General features: G+C 73.0%; 17 protein-coding genes. 10 read left to right on the top strand and 7 right to left on the bottom strand.

Annotated features, from left to right (window positions below):
• Positions 1-27 precede the first annotated feature (27 nt).
• Positions 28-1965, bottom strand: a complete 1938-nt coding sequence (locus tag F4556_RS19530) for an ATP-binding protein (protein ID WP_184917833.1) — start codon at positions 1963-1965, stop codon at positions 28-30.
• A 304-nt stretch (positions 1966-2269) separates the two neighbouring features.
• Here F4556_RS19530 and F4556_RS19525 point away from each other — a divergent pair, with 304 nt between their 5' ends.
• Positions 2270-2587, top strand: coding sequence for a hypothetical protein (locus F4556_RS19525; RefSeq protein WP_184917830.1), 318 nt, complete (start codon positions 2270-2272; stop codon positions 2585-2587).
• Positions 2588-2646: 59 nt separating this feature from the next.
• Here F4556_RS19525 and F4556_RS19520 read toward each other — a convergent pair whose 3' ends face one another.
• Positions 2647-3819: a TetR/AcrR family transcriptional regulator gene (locus F4556_RS19520; RefSeq protein ID WP_184917827.1), complete on the bottom strand. Its 1173-nt coding sequence runs from the start codon at positions 3817-3819 to the stop codon at positions 2647-2649.
• A 189-nt stretch (positions 3820-4008) separates the two neighbouring features.
• Here F4556_RS19520 and F4556_RS19515 point away from each other — a divergent pair, with 189 nt between their 5' ends.
• Together F4556_RS19515 and F4556_RS19510 are read left to right on the top strand one after the other, a co-directional pair.
• Positions 4009-5166, top strand: a complete 1158-nt coding sequence (locus F4556_RS19515; RefSeq protein ID WP_184917824.1) for an acyl-CoA dehydrogenase family protein — start codon at positions 4009-4011, stop codon at positions 5164-5166.
• Between the two features lie 126 nt (positions 5167-5292).
• Positions 5293-6984, top strand: coding sequence for a class I adenylate-forming enzyme family protein (locus tag F4556_RS19510; protein ID WP_184917822.1), 1692 nt, complete (start codon positions 5293-5295; stop codon positions 6982-6984).
• Between the two features lie 111 nt (positions 6985-7095).
• On the opposite strand, the gene F4556_RS19505 is transcribed toward F4556_RS19510, so the two are convergent.
• A complete protein-coding gene (locus F4556_RS19505; protein WP_184917819.1) occupies positions 7096-7362 on the bottom strand; it encodes a hypothetical protein in 267 nt (88 codons plus the stop codon).
• A 101-nt stretch (positions 7363-7463) separates the two neighbouring features.
• On the opposite strand from F4556_RS19505, the gene F4556_RS19500 reads away from it, so the two are divergent.
• A complete protein-coding gene (locus tag F4556_RS19500) occupies positions 7464-7790 on the top strand; it encodes a cupin domain-containing protein (RefSeq protein WP_184917816.1) in 327 nt (108 codons plus the stop codon).
• Between the two features lie 7 nt (positions 7791-7797).
• Here the strand turns inward: F4556_RS19500 and F4556_RS19495 are convergent, their stop codons facing one another.
• Positions 7798-8376 carry a TetR/AcrR family transcriptional regulator gene (locus F4556_RS19495; protein ID WP_184917813.1) on the bottom strand — a complete coding sequence of 193 codons (579 nt, stop codon included), beginning with the start codon at positions 8374-8376 and terminating at the stop codon, positions 7798-7800.
• 85 nt (positions 8377-8461) lie between these two features.
• On the opposite strand from F4556_RS19495, the gene F4556_RS19490 reads away from it, so the two are divergent.
• The 6 genes from F4556_RS19490 (at position 8462) to F4556_RS19465 (ending at position 13236) form a co-directional block, all read left to right on the top strand.
• A complete protein-coding gene (locus F4556_RS19490) occupies positions 8462-10036 on the top strand; it encodes an MFS transporter (RefSeq protein ID WP_184917810.1) in 1575 nt (524 codons plus the stop codon).
• Between the two features lie 85 nt (positions 10037-10121).
• Positions 10122-10472, top strand: a complete 351-nt coding sequence (locus F4556_RS19485) for a YidH family protein (protein WP_184917807.1) — start codon at positions 10122-10124, stop codon at positions 10470-10472.
• Positions 10469-10789, top strand: a complete 321-nt coding sequence (locus tag F4556_RS19480) for a DUF202 domain-containing protein (protein ID WP_184917804.1) — start codon at positions 10469-10471, stop codon at positions 10787-10789. Before F4556_RS19485 ends, F4556_RS19480 begins: the two co-directional genes overlap by 4 nt.
• Positions 10790-10959: 170 nt before the next feature.
• Positions 10960-11250 carry a Sec-independent protein translocase subunit TatA gene (gene tatA, locus F4556_RS19475; RefSeq protein WP_184917801.1) on the top strand — a complete coding sequence of 97 codons (291 nt, stop codon included), beginning with the start codon at positions 10960-10962 and terminating at the stop codon, positions 11248-11250.
• Positions 11251-11409: 159 nt separating this feature from the next.
• Entirely contained in the window at positions 11410-12681 is a 1272-nt protein-coding gene (locus tag F4556_RS19470; RefSeq protein WP_184917798.1) for a hypothetical protein, read from the top strand.
• A 27-nt stretch (positions 12682-12708) separates the two neighbouring features.
• Positions 12709-13236 (top strand): ion channel, encoded by a 528-nt coding sequence (locus F4556_RS19465; protein ID WP_313068362.1) that lies wholly within the window; start codon positions 12709-12711, stop codon positions 13234-13236.
• A 68-nt stretch (positions 13237-13304) separates the two neighbouring features.
• Here the strand turns inward: F4556_RS19465 and F4556_RS19460 are convergent, their stop codons facing one another.
• The 3 genes from F4556_RS19460 to F4556_RS19450 all read right to left on the bottom strand — a co-directional run bounded on the left by F4556_RS19460 (position 13305) and on the right by F4556_RS19450 (position 16384).
• Entirely contained in the window at positions 13305-14741 is a 1437-nt protein-coding gene (locus tag F4556_RS19460) for a protein kinase domain-containing protein (protein WP_184917795.1), read from the bottom strand.
• Positions 14742-14837: 96 nt separating this feature from the next.
• Positions 14838-15704 (bottom strand): hypothetical protein, encoded by an 867-nt coding sequence (locus tag F4556_RS19455; RefSeq protein ID WP_184917792.1) that lies wholly within the window; start codon positions 15702-15704, stop codon positions 14838-14840.
• Positions 15701-16384: an RNA polymerase sigma factor gene (locus F4556_RS19450; RefSeq protein WP_184924827.1), complete on the bottom strand. Its 684-nt coding sequence runs from the start codon at positions 16382-16384 to the stop codon at positions 15701-15703. The genes F4556_RS19455 and F4556_RS19450 overlap by 4 nt, the downstream gene beginning before the upstream one ends.
• Between the last annotated feature and the right edge of the window lie 34 nt (positions 16385-16418).

Below are 16418 nucleotides of genomic sequence, written 5' to 3'. Positions count from 1 at the left end.
CGGGCGTGCCCGGGCCGTTCGCTGCGGTCATCGGTTGTGCGTTCCGTCCTGTTCGTCCGTCAGCCCGTCCGGTGCGGACGGGCCTTCGGGAACGGCCGCCGTGAGCGCCGCCACAGCGGTGCCCACGCCCCCCAGCGCGGCGGCCAGATCCCCGGCGGCGGAGCCTGCGGCCGCCGCCATGATCACCTTCAGTGAGCGGAGCAGCCCGGCCGCCGTGGCGCTGCCGGTGTGCCCCGTCCGGTACGCCGTGAGCAGCTGCTGGACGGCGGGCGCGGCCAGGTTGAGATAGAGCCTGGCCTTGACCGTGCCGTCGGTCCGCGCGGTGAACGCGCGGGCCAACCGCAGTGCGGCGGACGGGATCCGGGCGTCCGCCCGGTCGTTCTCGATCCGCGCCTTGAGCTCGGCCTCCCGGTCCGGGACGAGCACCAGCGGCAGACCCGGCGGATCGAAGCGGGCCGGCACCAGCTGCTCGCCGAGGTCGGTGAGCGCACCCGACAGCCAGGCGAACTCCTGCTCCGGAAGCGGCCGTTCGGGATCGCGGAACAGTTCGCGGTTGCCGCTCTCGCTGCCCAGCTCGACCAGCCGGCAGCCCCGCAGCGCGGCGTACCTGCGCAGGAACGGCAGCACCGCGTACCGGTCGCCGCGGGCGATCGGCACCTGCATGGCGCGGTAGAGCATCTCCTCGAAGCCGCCGCCCGCGCCGAGCGCGACGTGCAGCGCGCCCTCTCCGGCCGCCCGCAGCGCACCGGCGGTCAGCTCGCCCTGCGAGGTGGGCACCGGTACGTCGTCGGCGAGCAGGGTGAACAGCCGGTCGTCCACCAGTGCGGCGCCCAGCAGTTCCTGGCCGTGCCGGGTCAGGATCCGCCGCCAGGCGGCCGGGTCCAGCCGGGCGATCTCGTACAGGCCCTCCACCACCGCGTCGCTGAGTGCCCGTTGCAGCGCGCGGTAGTGCTCGTCGCGCTGCAGGTCCTCTCGGCTGGCGGTCGGGGTGAGCCGGTCGGACTCGATCACGCCGCCGATGAAACCGGCCCAGGGCGGCAGCAGGTCGCGGGCGTCCTCGGCCAGCAGCATGCCGCGCAGGTAGACGGCGAGGTCGCGGTTGTCGGTGGACCCGTAGCTGCCGCCGTCCTGCACCCAGAGCAGGCCGACCGCGTCGGTGACGCCCTCCACCGGGGTGACCGGCAGGGTGGCCAGCGGCTCGAAGTGGCGGCCGAAGGCGGCGGCGAACCGCATCCTGGCCGCGTACTGATCGCCCGTCACCTGATCGCCGGTCACCTCCTCGCGCCAGGGCACCGGAACGCTGTTGACCGGCCGTTCGTCGTCGCCGACGTGCACCGGGACCGGCAGCAGGACGCAGTACCGGCCGAGCACCTCGCGGAGCGCGTACTCGTCGGCGAGCCCGGCGTGTTCGGCCTTCAGCAGCAGTTCGACCACGGTGCCCGGGGCCGGGCGGGCCGGCACCTGCTCGACGCTGTACTGCTCGCCGCCCCGGCTCCGGTAGCGGTGGCCGAGCGTGGGCTCGCGGTGCGAGGTGGTGGTGACGGTGACCTCGTCGGCCACCGAGAAGGCCGACAGGAAGCCGAGGCCGAAGGCGCCGATCAGCTGCTGGTTGCCCGTCAGATCGCGGAGCAGGCGGGTGTACCCGGTGCCCACGGTGGCCAGGTAGGCGTGGATCTCCGGCTCGGTCAGCCCGGCCCCGGCGTCCTCGATCGAGACCGTCCGGCGGGCCTGGTCGGCCCGTACCCGGATCACCCCGGCGGGGTCGCCCGGATCCGCCAGGTTGCCCGGATCCTCCAAATCCCGTCGGGTATGTGAATCGTGGGCGTTCTGGACGAGTTCGCGCAGCGCTACCAAGGGGGTGGAGTAGAGATGAGTGGCGAGTACGCCGACCAGACCCCCGAGGTCGACCTCGGTCGTACGCAGATTCTGTTCCGGCAGCCGACCGGGCTGAAGACCTTCTGACATGAGGCCCAAGTCTGCCAGTAAGACAATCCACCTACTAGGTTTTTGCGCTTTACCGTTACCCGTCACGGGCATTCTCGGCTTCGTACCAGGTCGGACGGGGGGGAATTGCCCGTTCCGGGCAGCTTCGACAATGCCGGAGACCAAGTCGGCCACCGGTCGTGACACGTTCGGGCGAACCGGGTCGGCGGGCATTGAAGTCGGTCGGCCTTCTGGTGAATGCTGGTCGTGCGACGTCAGGCAACGGCGCGTTACGGGGCGGCCACCCCGCACGTGCCACATTCGCACCAGTTACAGGGAGACCACCGTGTCCCGAATTCGCGCAGCCGCCACCGTCACCGCCCTCGCCGCCTTTCTGCTCCTCGGAGCCGGCGCCGCCCACGCCGACAACGGCGCGGGTGCCGCTCACGGCTCCAACAGCAGCATCGTGAGCAACATCGGCTCCAGCAACGTCGTCGGCAGCGTCAACGGCAACGGCAACGCGACCCAGCAGGCCGCCACCGGTTCCGGTGCGTCCAACCAGAACAACAACTCGGGGGTGGCCGGGAATTCCGGCGGTATCGGCGTGATCCAGGGCAACGGCGCCTTCGCGCACAACGTCTACTACCCCTTCGTGCTCTACTAGGCCGATTCGCACCGTGCGGGGCGGGCCCATCACGGGCCCGCCCCGCACGGGCATATGCATCAGGAAACCCCCAACACGGCTCTGGCAAAAGCTTCCAGACGCTCCGTCAGATCGGCTCGCTGACAGCCGGGCCGGTTCCGCACCCCGTCGTTGACGAGCGAGAACATCGCGTGCACCCGGATCCGGGCCTCGGCCTTGTCGTACTCGGGCCGCACCTGCCGGAGCAGTCCGACCCAGGTCCGCAGCAAGTCCCGCCGGGCGTCTATCGCGGCCTTCCGGTCCGGCTCGGTCAGCCGCTCGGTCTCACTGACCGTCACCCCGAGGTAGTCGACGTGCCGCCGGGCGAAGTCCAGGTAGGCCCGCAGCCCGGAGTCCAGCGCGGCGGCCGGGGTGGCGGCCCCGGCCAGCGCGGCGGAGATCTCGTGCCAGAGCCGCTCCCGGCTCCGTACCAGGGTCGCGGCCAGCAGCTCGGCCTTGGTGTCGAAGTGCTTGTAGACGCTGGGCCCGGCGATGCCGACCGCCGCTCCGAGCTGGTCGGTGCTCACGTTGTCGAAGCCGCGCTGGTGGAACAACCTGGCGGCGGCGGCCAGCAGTTCCTCCCGCCGGGTGTCGGCGACCGCGGGCCAGGACAGCTCGGCCGACGCCGGAGCGGGCGGTCCCGGCGGCCCGAACGGGACGTCCAGCAGCGCCTCGCCCAGCCCGGTCAGCAGCCGCTCGAACCGCCGCCGGGGCGGGGCGAAGGTGTGGTACGACAGGCCGCCGTACGCCGAGAGCAGTGACCAGCAGAGCAACTCGGCGTCGGCCCGCCCGAGTTCGGGTCTGGCCAGCCCCAGTACCTCGGCCATCCGCCGGACGTCGGCCCGCAACTCCCGGCGCAGCCCGGCGCGTTGGGCGGCGGGCAGCAGCCGGGCGTCGCGCTGCCAGAGCGTCCCCAGCGCGCGGTGGTCGATCGCGGCGGCGGCCAGCCGGGCGCACAGCTCGGCCGGCCCGGCGCGGCCGGCGGTCACCGCCGTACGGAGTGCGGCGAGTTCGGCCCCGACCGCCTGGCGGAGCAGCTCGGGCTTGTTCGTGAAGTGCCGGTAGAGCGCCGGGGCGGTGATGCCGACCCCGGCCGCCACCTCGGCCATCGACACCTGGTGGTACCCGGATCGGTGGAACCGCTCGCTCGCGACCACCAGGATCTGCGCCTTGCGCCCCGGCGGACGGCGGACCACGCCGCGCTCCGTCGTCACCCTCTCGCCCCCTGCAAGCGATCACCCACGGTCGTCGGCCCAGGGTAGCAAGGATTCACTTGACGGACCGGAAGATGCTCGGGCAGGGCCGAATCCACACGAAGAACCACCGGCGGGAACGCTGGACAGCGGAAGCTACCGGCGATTAACTTAACCAGCGATCAGGGGGCACCACGAAGGGAGCGCCGCGTGCGCCGCACCGTGTTCAACGAGGACCACGAGGCGTTCCGGGACACCATCCGGGACTTCATCGCCAAGGAGGTCGTGCCGGTCTACGAGAGCTGGGAGAACGAGGGCCACCCGCCCCGGGACTTCTACCGCAAGCTCGGCGAACTCGGCGTCTACGGCATCGAGGTGCCCGAGGAGTACGGCGGCGCGGGCGAGAGCGGCTTCAAGTACCAGGCCGTGGTGACCGAGGAGTGCGCCCGGGCGGGCGTCACCTTCGGCTCCTCCGGCGTGCACACCGGCCTGGTGCTGCCGTACATCCTGGAGTACGCGAACGAGGAGCAGAAGCGGCGCTGGCTGCCCGGCTTCGTCTCCGGCGACATCATGACCGCGATCGCGATGACCGAGCCCGGCGCGGGCTCCGACCTCGCGGGCATCACCACCACGGCGAAGCTGTCCGAGGACGGCACCCACTACGTCCTGAACGGCGCCAAGACCTTCATCACCGGCGGCGTGCTGGCCGACCTGGTGCTGGTGGTCTGCCGCACCAGCCCGTACGACCCGGCGAACCGCCGGGCCGGGCTCTCCATCCTCTGCGTGGACACCACCTCCGAGGGCTACGCCGTCGGCCGCAAGCTGAAGAAGATCGGCCTGCGCACCTCGGACACCGCCGAACTCTCCTTCACCGACGTCAAGGTCCCGGTCGAGGACCTGCTCGGCCAGGAGGGCAACGCCTTCGCCTACCTGACCCACAACCTGGTGCAGGAGCGGCTGGCGATCGCCGTCGGCGCGTACGCCTCGGCCGCCGCCGCGGTGCGCTTCGCGGTGAGTTACGTGAAGGACCGCAAGGTCTTCGGCCAGCCGGTGTCCGAGTTCCAGAACACCAAGTTCACGCTGGCCGACTGCCAGGCCCAGGTGCTCGCCCAGCAGGCCATGGTCGACCAGGCGCTGGAGCTCTACCAGAACGGCGAGCTGACCGTCGCGGACGCGGCCGCGGCCAAGCTGTTCTGCACCGAGTCGGCCTCCCAGGTGATCGACAAGTGCCTTCAGCTGCACGGTGGTTACGGCTACATCCTGGAGTACCCGATCGCCCGGCTCTACACCGACAACCGGGTGTTCCGGATCTACGGCGGCACCAGCGAGGTCATGAAGACCATCATCGCCAAGTCGCTCGGTCTCTGAGACCCTCTCGCACCAGCCCGGCGGGCCGACCCCCACGTCCCCCACCCCGCCGGGCCCCGGCAGCGGGCCGTTCCCCCATCGGCCCGCTGCCACCTCCGTCCGCCCGTCTCGGCCGCAGGGGACCTGATGACACCTCGACCTGCCGACTCGCTCGCCCTGGTGACCCGGGTGCAGGCCGCGCTGCGCGCCCCCGGCATGCCCTTCGAGGTGGAGTCGACCCCCGAAGGCCCGCGCTACCTGCGCGCGCCCCGCACCCTGCGCGAGCTGCTGGACGCCACCCGCGCGCACGGCGACCGCCCCTTCCTGATCGCCGACTCGGGCCGGTACAGCTTCGCCGAGCACCACGCCGCCGCCACCTCGTTGGCCGTCCACTGCCTCGGCGCGTACGGGCTGCGCCCCGGCGACCGGGTGGCGATCGCGATGCGGAACCTGCCGGAGTGGCAAGTCGCCTTCTGGGCCTGCCAGTCGGCCGGCCTGGTGGCCGTCCCGCTGAACGCCTGGTGGACGGCCGAGGAGCTGGCGTACGCGCTGGACGACTGCACACCGGGCCTGGTGATCGCCGACCCGGAACGGGCCGACCGGGTGGCCCCCTGGACCACCGCGCACGGCATACCGGTGCTGACCGACCTGACCGGCCTGCCCCGCGGCGGCGCCGCCCCCGAGGTCCGGATCGAGCCGACCGACCTGGCCACCCTGCTCTACACCTCCGGAACCACCGGCCGCCCCAAGGGCGTCGAGGCCACCCACGCCGCCTGGTGCGCGGCGGCCACCACGCCCCGGTTCTTCGCGGCCACCTCGGTGCTCTGCGCGGGCGGCGACCCGGCGACGGTCCCGCCGCAGACCGTCCTGATGACCTTCCCGTTCTTCCACGTCGCGGCGTTCACCACGATGTTCCCGCTGATGGCGAGCGGCGGCAGCGCCGTCCTGATGCACCGCTGGGACGCCGAGGAGGCCCGGCGGCTGATCGCCGAACACCGGGTCACCACCTTCGCGGGGGTGCCGACCACGGCGCTCGGCCTGCTGGACACGGCCGACGCCGCCGGGGACGAACTGCCCGGACTCGCCATGATCAGCACCGGCGGCGCGGCCGCCCCGCCCGGACTGGCCGGCCGGATCGCCCGCCGCTCCGACGGCCGGGCCGTGGCCCGCAACGGCTACGGCCTGACCGAGACCTGCGGCGGCGTGATCGCCAACCTCGGCGACCGCTACCTGGCCCACCCCGAGAGCATCGGCCGCCCCGCCCCGGCCCTCGAACTGCGGATCGCCGACCCGGCCGGCCGCACCCTGCCGGACGGCGAGATCGGCGAACTCCTGCTGCGCGGCCAGTCACTGTTCCGCGGCTACCGGGGCAACCCCGAGGCCACGGCGGCGGCCTTCACCGACGGCTGGTTCCGCACCGGCGACCTGGCCCGGGTGCAGGACGGCGAGGTCTACGTACTCGACCGGCTCAAGGACCTGGTGATCCGCGGCGGCGAGAACGTCCACTGCATCGAGGTGGAGGGCGTCCTGACGGCCCATCCGGACGTCGACGACGCGGCCGTGCTCGGCGTCCCGCACCCCGCCCTCGGCGAGGAGGTCGCGGCCGTGATCGTCCTGCGGCCCGGCGCCACGGCCGGCCCCGACGACCTGCGCGCCCACGTGGCCGGACGGCTCGCCGCGTTCAAGGTGCCCGCGCACATGGTGCTCCGAACGGCGGAACTGCCGCGCAACCCGACGGGCAAGATCCTCAAGCGCCAGCTCCGCGAAGAACTGGACGCACTCCGGGCATCAACCACCAGGGGCTCGGGGAACTGCGACGCCGACCTCGAAAAAAGGTGATCCGTGCGTAGCTGGTCAGGCACTTTCGCAGTGACCCACACGCCAGATCTCCTCGCAGTTCCCCGAGCCCCTGGACAGTGCAACCGAGCGCCCTGCAAGAAAGCTGAACCGTCAGTTGTGGCTGCCCGCGTCCGCCCGCCAGGCCTCCAGGCCGGCCAGGGAGGCGGCCCGCGCCTGGTGGAGGGTGCGGTGCGCGAGCTCGCTCGGCGGGGTCTCCAACTGCCGGACCCACCCCCGGCCCGCCGACAGCACGACAGCCCCGACGATCGCGGTGCCCGCCAGCCCGACCAGCGCGCCGATCCCGGTGAGCACCACCCCGGTGCTCAGCAGCCGTCGGTTGACCTCGAACCCGCCCATGAACTTCTGATACGTCGCCATGTGACCCACCATCGGATGCGCCGCAGACCGCCGCATCCCGGCCGCCCCCGTTCGGGTTGCGCCACCGGGCCGCCCCGCCCCGGGACGGTTAGGGTCGCGGCATGGGTACGGGAATCGACCTGGCCGCCGCAGCCGACGAGCACGCCGCCTTGGCGGCCGCCGCCCCGCACGGGCGCAGCGCACACCTGCTGCTGCACGACGGCGTCCTGCGGCAGACCGTCATCGCGCTGACCGCGGGCACCGCGCTGGACGAGCACAACGCCCCGGTGGCGGCCGCCCTCCAGGTGCTGCGCGGCCGGGTTTCGCTGACCATCGCGGGCCGCCGGGTGGAGCTGACGGCCGGTCAGCTCCACCCGGTCCCGCAGGAGCGGCACGGTCTGCTCGCGCACACCGACGCCGTCGTCCTGCTGACCACCGTCACCGGGTAACCCAGGCTCAGCCCAGCACCCGGGCGCCGGTCAGCTCCAGCCCGCGCAGCACCTCGGCGCCGGTCAGCGACTGGGACGGGTCGATCAGCCACTGGCTCACCAGCCCGGCCAGCAGGGCCTGGTGGAAGGCCCCGACCATCACCTCGTCCTCGGTGTCGGGCACCTCGGCCAGCTCGGAGAACATGGTGGCCATCCCCAGCCGGGCGTCCCGCTGGACCGCCCGGAACGCGTCCCGGATCTCGTGCATGTCGTCCAGCCGGGCCAGCGCCTCGAACTGCGCCGCCCAGAGTCCCTGGTACTCGATCATGGTGCCCCGGACGCAGTCCCAGGTGGCCACGAAGCGCTCGCGCGGGGAGGCCCCCTCGGGCACCGCCTCGGCGACCGCCTTCTCGACCACGTCGCCCCAGCTGCCGATCGACTCGATCATCGCGGTGTTGAGCAGCGCCTCCTTCGACCCGAAGTGGTAGCCGATGGCGGCCAGGCTCACCCCTGCGGCCGTGGCCACGTCCCGGGCGGTGGTCCGACTGTAGCCCTTCTCGAACAGGCAGCGCTTGGCGCCGGCCAGCAGATCCTCTCGATTTCCCATGGTCGGAAGCCTACGCGTCCGAACAGACGATTGTCTTGCACGTCCGTACTAGACAACCGTCTGACACATACGTATGGTTGTCCCCATGACCGCAACCCACGGCCTCGCCGGCCGCCGCGAATGGACCGGACTCGCCGTCCTCCTCCTGCCGACCCTCGTCCTCTCGATGGACATGGGCATCCTGTTCTTCGGCCTGCCGTTCATCAGCAAGGAACTGCAGCCGAGTGGCACCCAGCAGCTCTGGATCATGGACATGTACTCGTTCGTGCTGGCCGGGCTGCTGATCCCGATGGGCGCGCTGGGCGACCGGATCGGCCGCCGGAAGCTGCTGATGGCCGGCGCGGCCGGCTTCGCCGCCGCCTCGGTGCTGGCCGCCACGGCGGACGGCGCGGCGCAGCTGATCGCGGCCCGGGCGCTGCTCGGGCTGACCGGGGCGACCCTGATGCCCTCGACCATGGCGCTGATCCGGAACATGTTCCACGACCCGAAGCAGCGGCAGGCCGCGATGGGCGCCTGGAGCGGCGTGCTGATGGCCGGCGCCACCCTCGGCCCGGTGGCCGGCGGACTGCTGCTGGAGCACTTCCACTGGGGCGCGGTCTTCCTCTGCGCCGTGCCGGTGATGCTCCTGGTGCTGCTCGCCGCCCCGGCGCTGCTGCCGGAGTACAAGGCCCCCCGGGCCGGACGGTTCGACCTGCTCGGCGCGGTGCTCTCGGTCTCCGCCGTGCTGCCGGTGGTCTACGGCATCAAGCAGCTGGCGGTCGAGGGCTGGGACCTGACGGCCGCGCTGGCCATCGTGGGCGGTCTGGTGCTGGTCGGTCTGCTGGTCCTGCGACTGCGCACCGCCGCCACGCCGCTGGTCGACCTGGCGCTGTTCCGCAACCCGATCTTCACCGGGGCGATCTCGGTCAACACCATCGCGATGCTGGCGATGATGGGCTTCTCCCTCTTCACCTCGCAGTACCTCCAGCTGGTCCGTGGCTACAGCCCGCTGACCGCCTCGCTCTGGGCGCTGCTGCCCAGCGTCGGGGTCGGTGCGGCGGTCGGGATCTCCGGGGCGCTGGCCGGGAAGATCCGGCCCGGTGTGCAGATGGCCGGCGGCATGCTGGTCGGGGCGCTCGGCTTCGGCATCCTGACCCAGGTCCAGGTCGACTCGCCGCTGGCGCTGATCCTGGTCGGCGCCGGGGTGCTGGCCGCCGGCAGCGTGAGCACCGTGATGCAGACCGCCGAGCTGGTGGTCTCGGCCGCCCCGGCGGACCAGGCCGGTGCCGCCTCGGCCACCTCGGAGACCGCCAGTGAGCTGGGCGGATCGCTCGGCATCGCGGTGCTGGGCGCCGCCGGTGCGGCCGTCTACACCGCCCGGCTGGACGGCAAGCTGCCGGCCGCCCTGCCGGACGGCGCGCTGACGGTCGCTCAGGACACCCTCGGCGGTGCGGTCACGGTCGCCGCCGAGCTGCCCATCGACGTCGCCGAGCAGCTGCTCGGTGCCGCCCGGATCGCCTTCACCGACGGCCTGCACCTGGCCGCCGCGGTCGGGGTGCTCTGCCTGCTGGCCGGCTCGGCGGTCGCCTACCGCCTGCTCGGCAGCCTGCCCGCCGACCGCGCCGAGGAGATCCCCGAGGAGCAGCTCACCGAGGCCCCCCAGCCGGCCCCGGCCGCCTGATCGGGCCCGCCCGGTCGGGCCGCCCGATCCGACACGCCCACTTGGCCACGAGTCCCCCTGGGGGCTCGTGGCTAAGCTCATTTCCATGCCGGAACCGAGCCAGCCCGAGGAGCCGGACTACCGGTTCTCGCTCGCCAACGAGCGCACCTTCCTGGCCTGGATCAGAACCGCCCTCGCCCTGCTGGCGGGGGCGATCGCGCTCGACCAGCTGGCCCCCGGGCTGGCCCCCGCACCCGTCCGGGCGGCGCTCGGGGTGGTGCTGGCGCTCGGGGCGGCCGGGATGGGCACGGCCGCGTACCGGCGGTGGGCCCGGGTGGACCGGGCGGTGCGGGCCGGCCAACCGCTGCCGCGCACCCACTTCCTGCTGGTGCTGACCTGCTGCGTGGTGGTGATCTCGTTCGTCTTCGCCGCTCTGATCATCGGCTACTCCCGGTGAACCGCGACCCCGGCCTGCAGCCGGAACGCACCCTGCTGGCCTGGGGCCGGACCGCCCTGGTGCTGACCGTCAACGCGGCGCTGGTGCTGCGCACCGGCCTGGCCGACCGGCAGCCGGGCCTGGTCACGCTCGGCGGACTGCTCGCGCTGACGGCCTGCGCGACGTACGGCTACGGGCTGCGCCGGCGGCGGCAGCTGGAGCCGGCCGAGGGCCCGCCGGGGCCGGTCGGACCCGTACCGCTGCGGGCGATGGCCGGGGCGGTCTGCCTGGTGGCCGCGGCGGCCGGGTGGTGCGTACTGCTCGGTCCGCAGGGCTGACAAGTGGTCCAGACCACGTCCGAGGAAAACCGCATGTGAACACCTGGTTTTTGACCGATGTTTCACGACCGATGTATACGTTCGCCGTATCCGCCAGGCATACTGGCCGAGGCCGGGCAGCTCGCGCGGCCCATGAACAGCGAGATTTCCGAAGGGACCGGTGGTCAGGGATGCTGCGCAACGGTTTCGAACCCTGGCACCTCCTCGTGGTGCTGGCTGTCATCATCCTGCTTTTCGGATCGAAGAAGCTGCCCGACATGGCGCGCGGGCTCGGCAAGTCCATGCGCATCCTCAAGGCCGAGACCAAGGCCCTGCGCGAGGACGACGCTCCGGCGGCCGGCACCGCGGCTCCGGCCGACGGCACGGCGCAGAGCACCGCCACCGAGCAGCCCCGGCCGGCGGTCACCCCGACCACCGTCACCACGGCGGCCGAGGCCACCAAGACGACCGACAAGGCCTGACCCCAGCGGTCGAGTCCTCCCGGGCCGCCGATCCGTCCATGTGACGGGTCGGCGGCCCGAGTCGTTTCCCGGCGCGGGCGGATGGCGCGCCTGACTGGCCGTCCGAAATGTTCTGGTATCTCCTGGTAGGCACTGCCCCGTGACCAGGAGGTGTGCCGGATGGCCGACAGCGCCGAGACCGCTGAGCTCGAGGAACTTCGGCAGCGGCTGGCCCTGTTGGAGGAAGGCGCGGCCCAGCCCCGGAACCGACACCGGGTCAGGTCCTTCTGCGCCGTCCTGCTGATCCTGCTGGCCTGCGTCCTGACCCCGCTCAGCGCGGTCGCCGCCTGGACCAACTCGCAGGTCGGCGACACCGACCGGTACCTGGCCACGGTCACCCCGCTGGCCGAGAACCCGGCGGTGCGGGCCGCCGTCACCGACCGGGTGACCACCGAGATCATGAAGTACCTGCCGGTCGGCACCCTGCTGGACGAGGTGACCCCGGATCAGCGGCCGCTGCTGGACGCCGCGCTCGGCCGGGTGAGCAGCGCGATCACCGACGGACTCACCGGCTTCGTCCACAACCAGGTGGAGCGGGTGGTGGACAGCGACGCCTTCGTCACCGTCTGGGTGGCGGTGAACCGGAACGCGCACGCCGCCGTCGACCGGATCCTGACCGGCCAGGGCGGCGGTGCCGTCCAGGCCCAGGGCGACACCGTCACGCTCGACCTGGCCCCGCTGATCGACCAGGTGAAGAACCGGCTGGTCGCCGACGGCCTGGGCATCGCCTCGAAGATCCCCGAGATCCACACCGACTTCGTGCTGGTGCAGTCGGACGCCATCCCGAAGGCCAGGACCGCGTTCCGGCTGCTCGACCTGGCCGGGTTCTGGCTGCCGGTGCTGACCGTGCTCTGCGCCGCGGCCGGAGTCCTGCTGGCCGGGCGCCGGCGGCGGGCCCTGGTCACGGCGGCGCTCGGGGTGGCCGCCGGGGCCGCGCTGCTCGGCCTCGGACTGACCGTGTTCCGCGCGCTCTACCAGGACCGCCTGCCCGCCGGGGTGAACCAGGACGCGGCCACCGCCGTCTACGACGCGCTGGTGCACTACCTGCGGGCCACCGTGCGTGCGGTCGTGGTGCTCGGCCTGCTGGTCGCCTTCGGCGCCTGGGTGAGCGGGGGCGGACGCTGGGCGGGCACCGTACGCGGCTTCTGGGCGGCCGGGTTCGGTGCGGTCCGGGGTGTGGCCGGGAAGGCCGGGCTGCGGCTGGGGCCGGTCGGGCGGTTCGTGCACCGGTTCAAGGGCTGGCTGACCGGGGCGGTGCTGACGGGCTTCGTCCTCGCCTTCCTGCTCTGGAGCTACCCGACCGGCGCCGTGGTGCTCTGGCTCGGGGTCGGGCTGCTCGGCGCGCTGGCCGTACTGGAACTGCTGGACGACCGGCCGGACGCGACCGTCTAGTCGTCTGATTCGGGAGAGGACCGAGGAGTGCGGAAGACGGACGACAAGGTGACCGACCGGTTCGGGCTGTCGCTCGTGATCGCCGGGCCTGCGGTGCTGCTGACGCTGTACTTCACGGTGCCGTTCGACCTCTTCGGGCCCGACCGCCCAGTGTTCGGCTGGGTCAGCTTCGGGGTCGGGCTGGCCGTGCTGGCCGGGCTGCTGCTGCGGGAGATCCGGCGCGAGCTGCTCGGGCTGCCGGGGCGGCCGACCCTGATGATCGTGCTGCTGATCTGCCTGACCCTGGTGGTCTTCGCCGCCACCTACTACGGCCTGGCCAAGGCACCGGGCCAGTTCAACGGGCTGGCGACCCGGGTCGACGCCCTCTACTTCACGGTCATCACCATGTCGACGGTGGGCTACGGCGACATCTCACCGGTCGGGCAGGAGGCCCGGATGGTGGTCATGCTGCAGATCCTCTACACCCTGGTCTTCCTGACCGCGGGGGCCACCTCGATCACCCGGCGGATGCGGGGGCGCTTCGTCGAGCGCACCGGCAAGGGCTCAGGCAGGTGAGATTCGCAGTGACCCGCACGCCAGACCTCCTCGCAGTTCCCCGAGCCCCTGGATAGTGCAACTTCTGGTCAGTCGGTAGCTGCCAGCAGTGCGCCGAGTTTGGCCTGCCAGGCCTGGCTGGTGGTGTTGTCGATGGCGTGTTTCTTGGCGAGGTCGCGGACCAGGCGTTGGGCGTTGCGGAGGGCGCTCTCGGCGTCCTGGGGTTCCTGGGCGGTGAAGGCCTGGGCTGCCTGGTCGAGTTCGTCGAGCAGGGCGCGGTACCGGTCGCGTTCCTTGCCGGGGTCGGCCTGGGCGACGACGGCGCGGAGGGCGACCACCGCGGCGGCCGGGCCCAGCTTGGGGCTGGGCGAGGGCTTGCCGGTCGGGGTCTGCTTCGCGGAGGGCGTGGCGCTCGGGGTCGGTGAGGCCGAGGTGCTGGCGCTCGGGCTCGGCGTGGAGGCCGCCTTGGCGGCGGACGGGTCGGGGCCGCCGAGCGTGAGCACCCCGATCACCGCGGCGCCGGCGACGGCCACCAGCCCGACGCCCGCGTAGGCCAGCGAGCGGCGGCTGCGGGCGGGTTCGGGGGCGTCCGGGTACGCCACCGGGGGGAGGAAGGAGGTGCGCTGCTGGTCCTGGTACGGCATGGGCACCGGGGGCATCGCCCGGGTCTCGGCGAGCAGCTCGCTGGTCCGGTCGGCGGGGGTGAACACCGGGACGGCGGCGAGCAGTTCGGCCCGGGCCGCCGCTGCGTCGGCCGGGCGGTCGGCCGGGTTCTTGGCGAGCAGCCGGAGCACGGCGGTGTCCAGCACGGGCGGGAGTCCGGGCCGCCGGTAGGACGGCGGGGCGGGCTGTTCGGTGACGTGCCGGAAGGCGACCGCGACCGAGGTGTCGGCGGTGAACGGCGGTTCCCCGGTGAGCATTTCGGTCAGCACGCAGCCGACGGCGTACAGGTCGGAGCGGCCGTCCAGCGGGCTCGCGGTGGCCTGCTCGGGCGAGAGGTAGCCGGCCGTGCCGAGGACGGCGGCGGTCTGGGTCAGCTGGGCGCCGGAGGAACTCGCCCTGGCGATACCGAAGTCCACCACCTTCACCCCGCCCTCGTGGGTGATCATGATGTTGCCGGGCTTGATGTCCCGGTGCACCAGCCCTGCGGCGTGCGCGACTTCGAGCGCCTCGCAGACCGCGGCCGCGATCCCGACCGCCCGCTCGACCGGCAACCAGGTGGTCTCGGCGATAAGTTGGCTCAGCGGACGGCCGTGCACCAGCTCCATCACGATGTACGGCGAGCCCTGGTCCACGCCCGAGTCGAAGACGGTGACGATCCGCGGGTGGTGCAGCCGGGCGGCGTGCTGGGCCTCCTGGCCGAACCGCTCACCGAACCGGGGGTCGTCCGCCAGGCCGCCGTTCAGCACCTTGACCGCGACCGGGCGGCCCAGCTGGTGGTCGTGGCCCCGGTAGACGGTGGCCATGCCGCCGACGCCGAGGATCTCCCCCAGCTCGTAACGCCCGTTCAGCGCACGTCCGATCACCGTCACCAGCTCCTTCCCCACTCGGCCGGAGGCCGTCGGATCGCCTCGCGCTCTGAGCACGATAGCGGCTGCTCCCGAACGGACGGGCGGGCCGGGTTACCCGGCTGCGCTCGGAGCCGCCTTGGTCGGGTGGCCGGTCGACGGGTCGGCCTTGGCGCTCTTGCCGGGCGAGGGCTTGCCGCCGGAGGCGGCGGCGCCGACCAGCCGGACGCAGTACTCCTGGACCTTCTCGGACTCGCCCGCCTCGCTCACCAGCGGAGCGAAGGCCGGGTCGGCGACCAGGGTCTTGACCCGGTCGCCGGCCTGCAGCCGTTCGGTGAAGGTCCGGCAGAGCCGCTCCAGTTCGGCCTGGGCGGCCGGGGTGCCGGGAAGGACGCCGGGCGGGGTGGTGCTCGGTACCGGGCCGGCCGGGGTGCTGGGGCTCGGCTCCGGCCGCGCGGACTTGGCGCCGGTGGCCGAGGGGCTGGTGGACCGCTGCTCGAACGGCTGCCCGGACGGCCGTCCGGACCAGGGGGCGGACGCGCTCGGCAGCGCGCTCATCGGAGCCTGCGCCTCCGGACCGCCACCGAGACCGCCCGGCAGATGGGTCAGGCCGCCGGTGGTCGCCGCGACCGCGACACCGCCGAGCGCGGTGGCCAGACCTGCGGCGAGCAGGGCCTTGGCGCTGAACGCCCGGGCCCGCCTGGTCACCGCGACCGCCTTCGTGGCCCGGCCCAGGGGGGCTGCGGCCGACTGGTCCCGCACCGTCCGAAACGCCGTGAGGGCCGCTTGCTCGCCAGGCTGCTCGCCGTCGCCGACTTCGGGGGCAGTGGCGGCGGCGAGCAGCCCGGCGAGGGCCGCGTGGCCGGGGGGGACCGTACGGCCGGCGAGCCGGGCCTGACCGGCCGACGGGTCGCTCGGGGCACCGGCGAGCAGCTGCTCGGCGGTGGCCCGGTCGATCCGCCGGGATCGGTTGGTGCTCATCTCATGTCCTTCAGCGTCGCGGACCGGCCTGCTGTCACACCCTGCGGAGAATTCCTTCCGGCGACCGCGGCCGACTGCCGCGCGGGGATGCCGGCCGACCGGCCACCGGTCTGCTCCAGCAGCTTGGCCAGCCGCCGCAGACCCCGGTGCGAGGCCATCCGGACCGAGCCCGACCGCTTGCCGAGCACCTGGGCCGCCCCCTCCGCGTCCAGCCCGAGCACCACCCGGAGCAGCACCGCCTCGGCCTGGTCCGGCGGCAGCCGGGATATCAGCGCGAGCGCGTCGGCGGTGGAGACCAGCGAGACCGCGCTCCCCGCCGTGTCCTCGGCCGCCGCCAGCTCGGCCAGGTACTCGACCGGCAGGTCGGCCACCGGACGGCGGCGGACCCGGCGCAGGTGGTCCATCGCCCGGTTCCGGGCGATGGTGGCGGCCCAGCCCCGGAAGCCGTCCGCGTCCCCCTGGAAGCCGGCCAGGTCGCGGGCGATCTGCAGCCAGGCCTCGGAGGCGATGTCCTCGGCGTCCTCGGGACCGCCGCCGACCAGCACCCGCAGGTAGCGCAGCAGGCCGGGCTGGACGGTCCGGAAGAGCAGCCGGAAGGCGTCCTCGTCACCGCGCTGCGCCGCGCGGACGGCTTCGGCGAGGTCGGGGGCCGGGTGTTCGGGACTGTGCACCCGCCACATCATGCGGCATGCCCGGTCGGGCCCAAAGACCCCC

This window comes from Kitasatospora gansuensis, assembly GCF_014203705.1.
Lineage (GTDB): Bacteria > Actinomycetota > Actinomycetes > Streptomycetales > Streptomycetaceae > Kitasatospora > Kitasatospora gansuensis.
The sequence above is the reverse complement of the archived record's forward strand: the minus strand, read 5'-3'. Positions and strand labels throughout refer to the sequence as shown.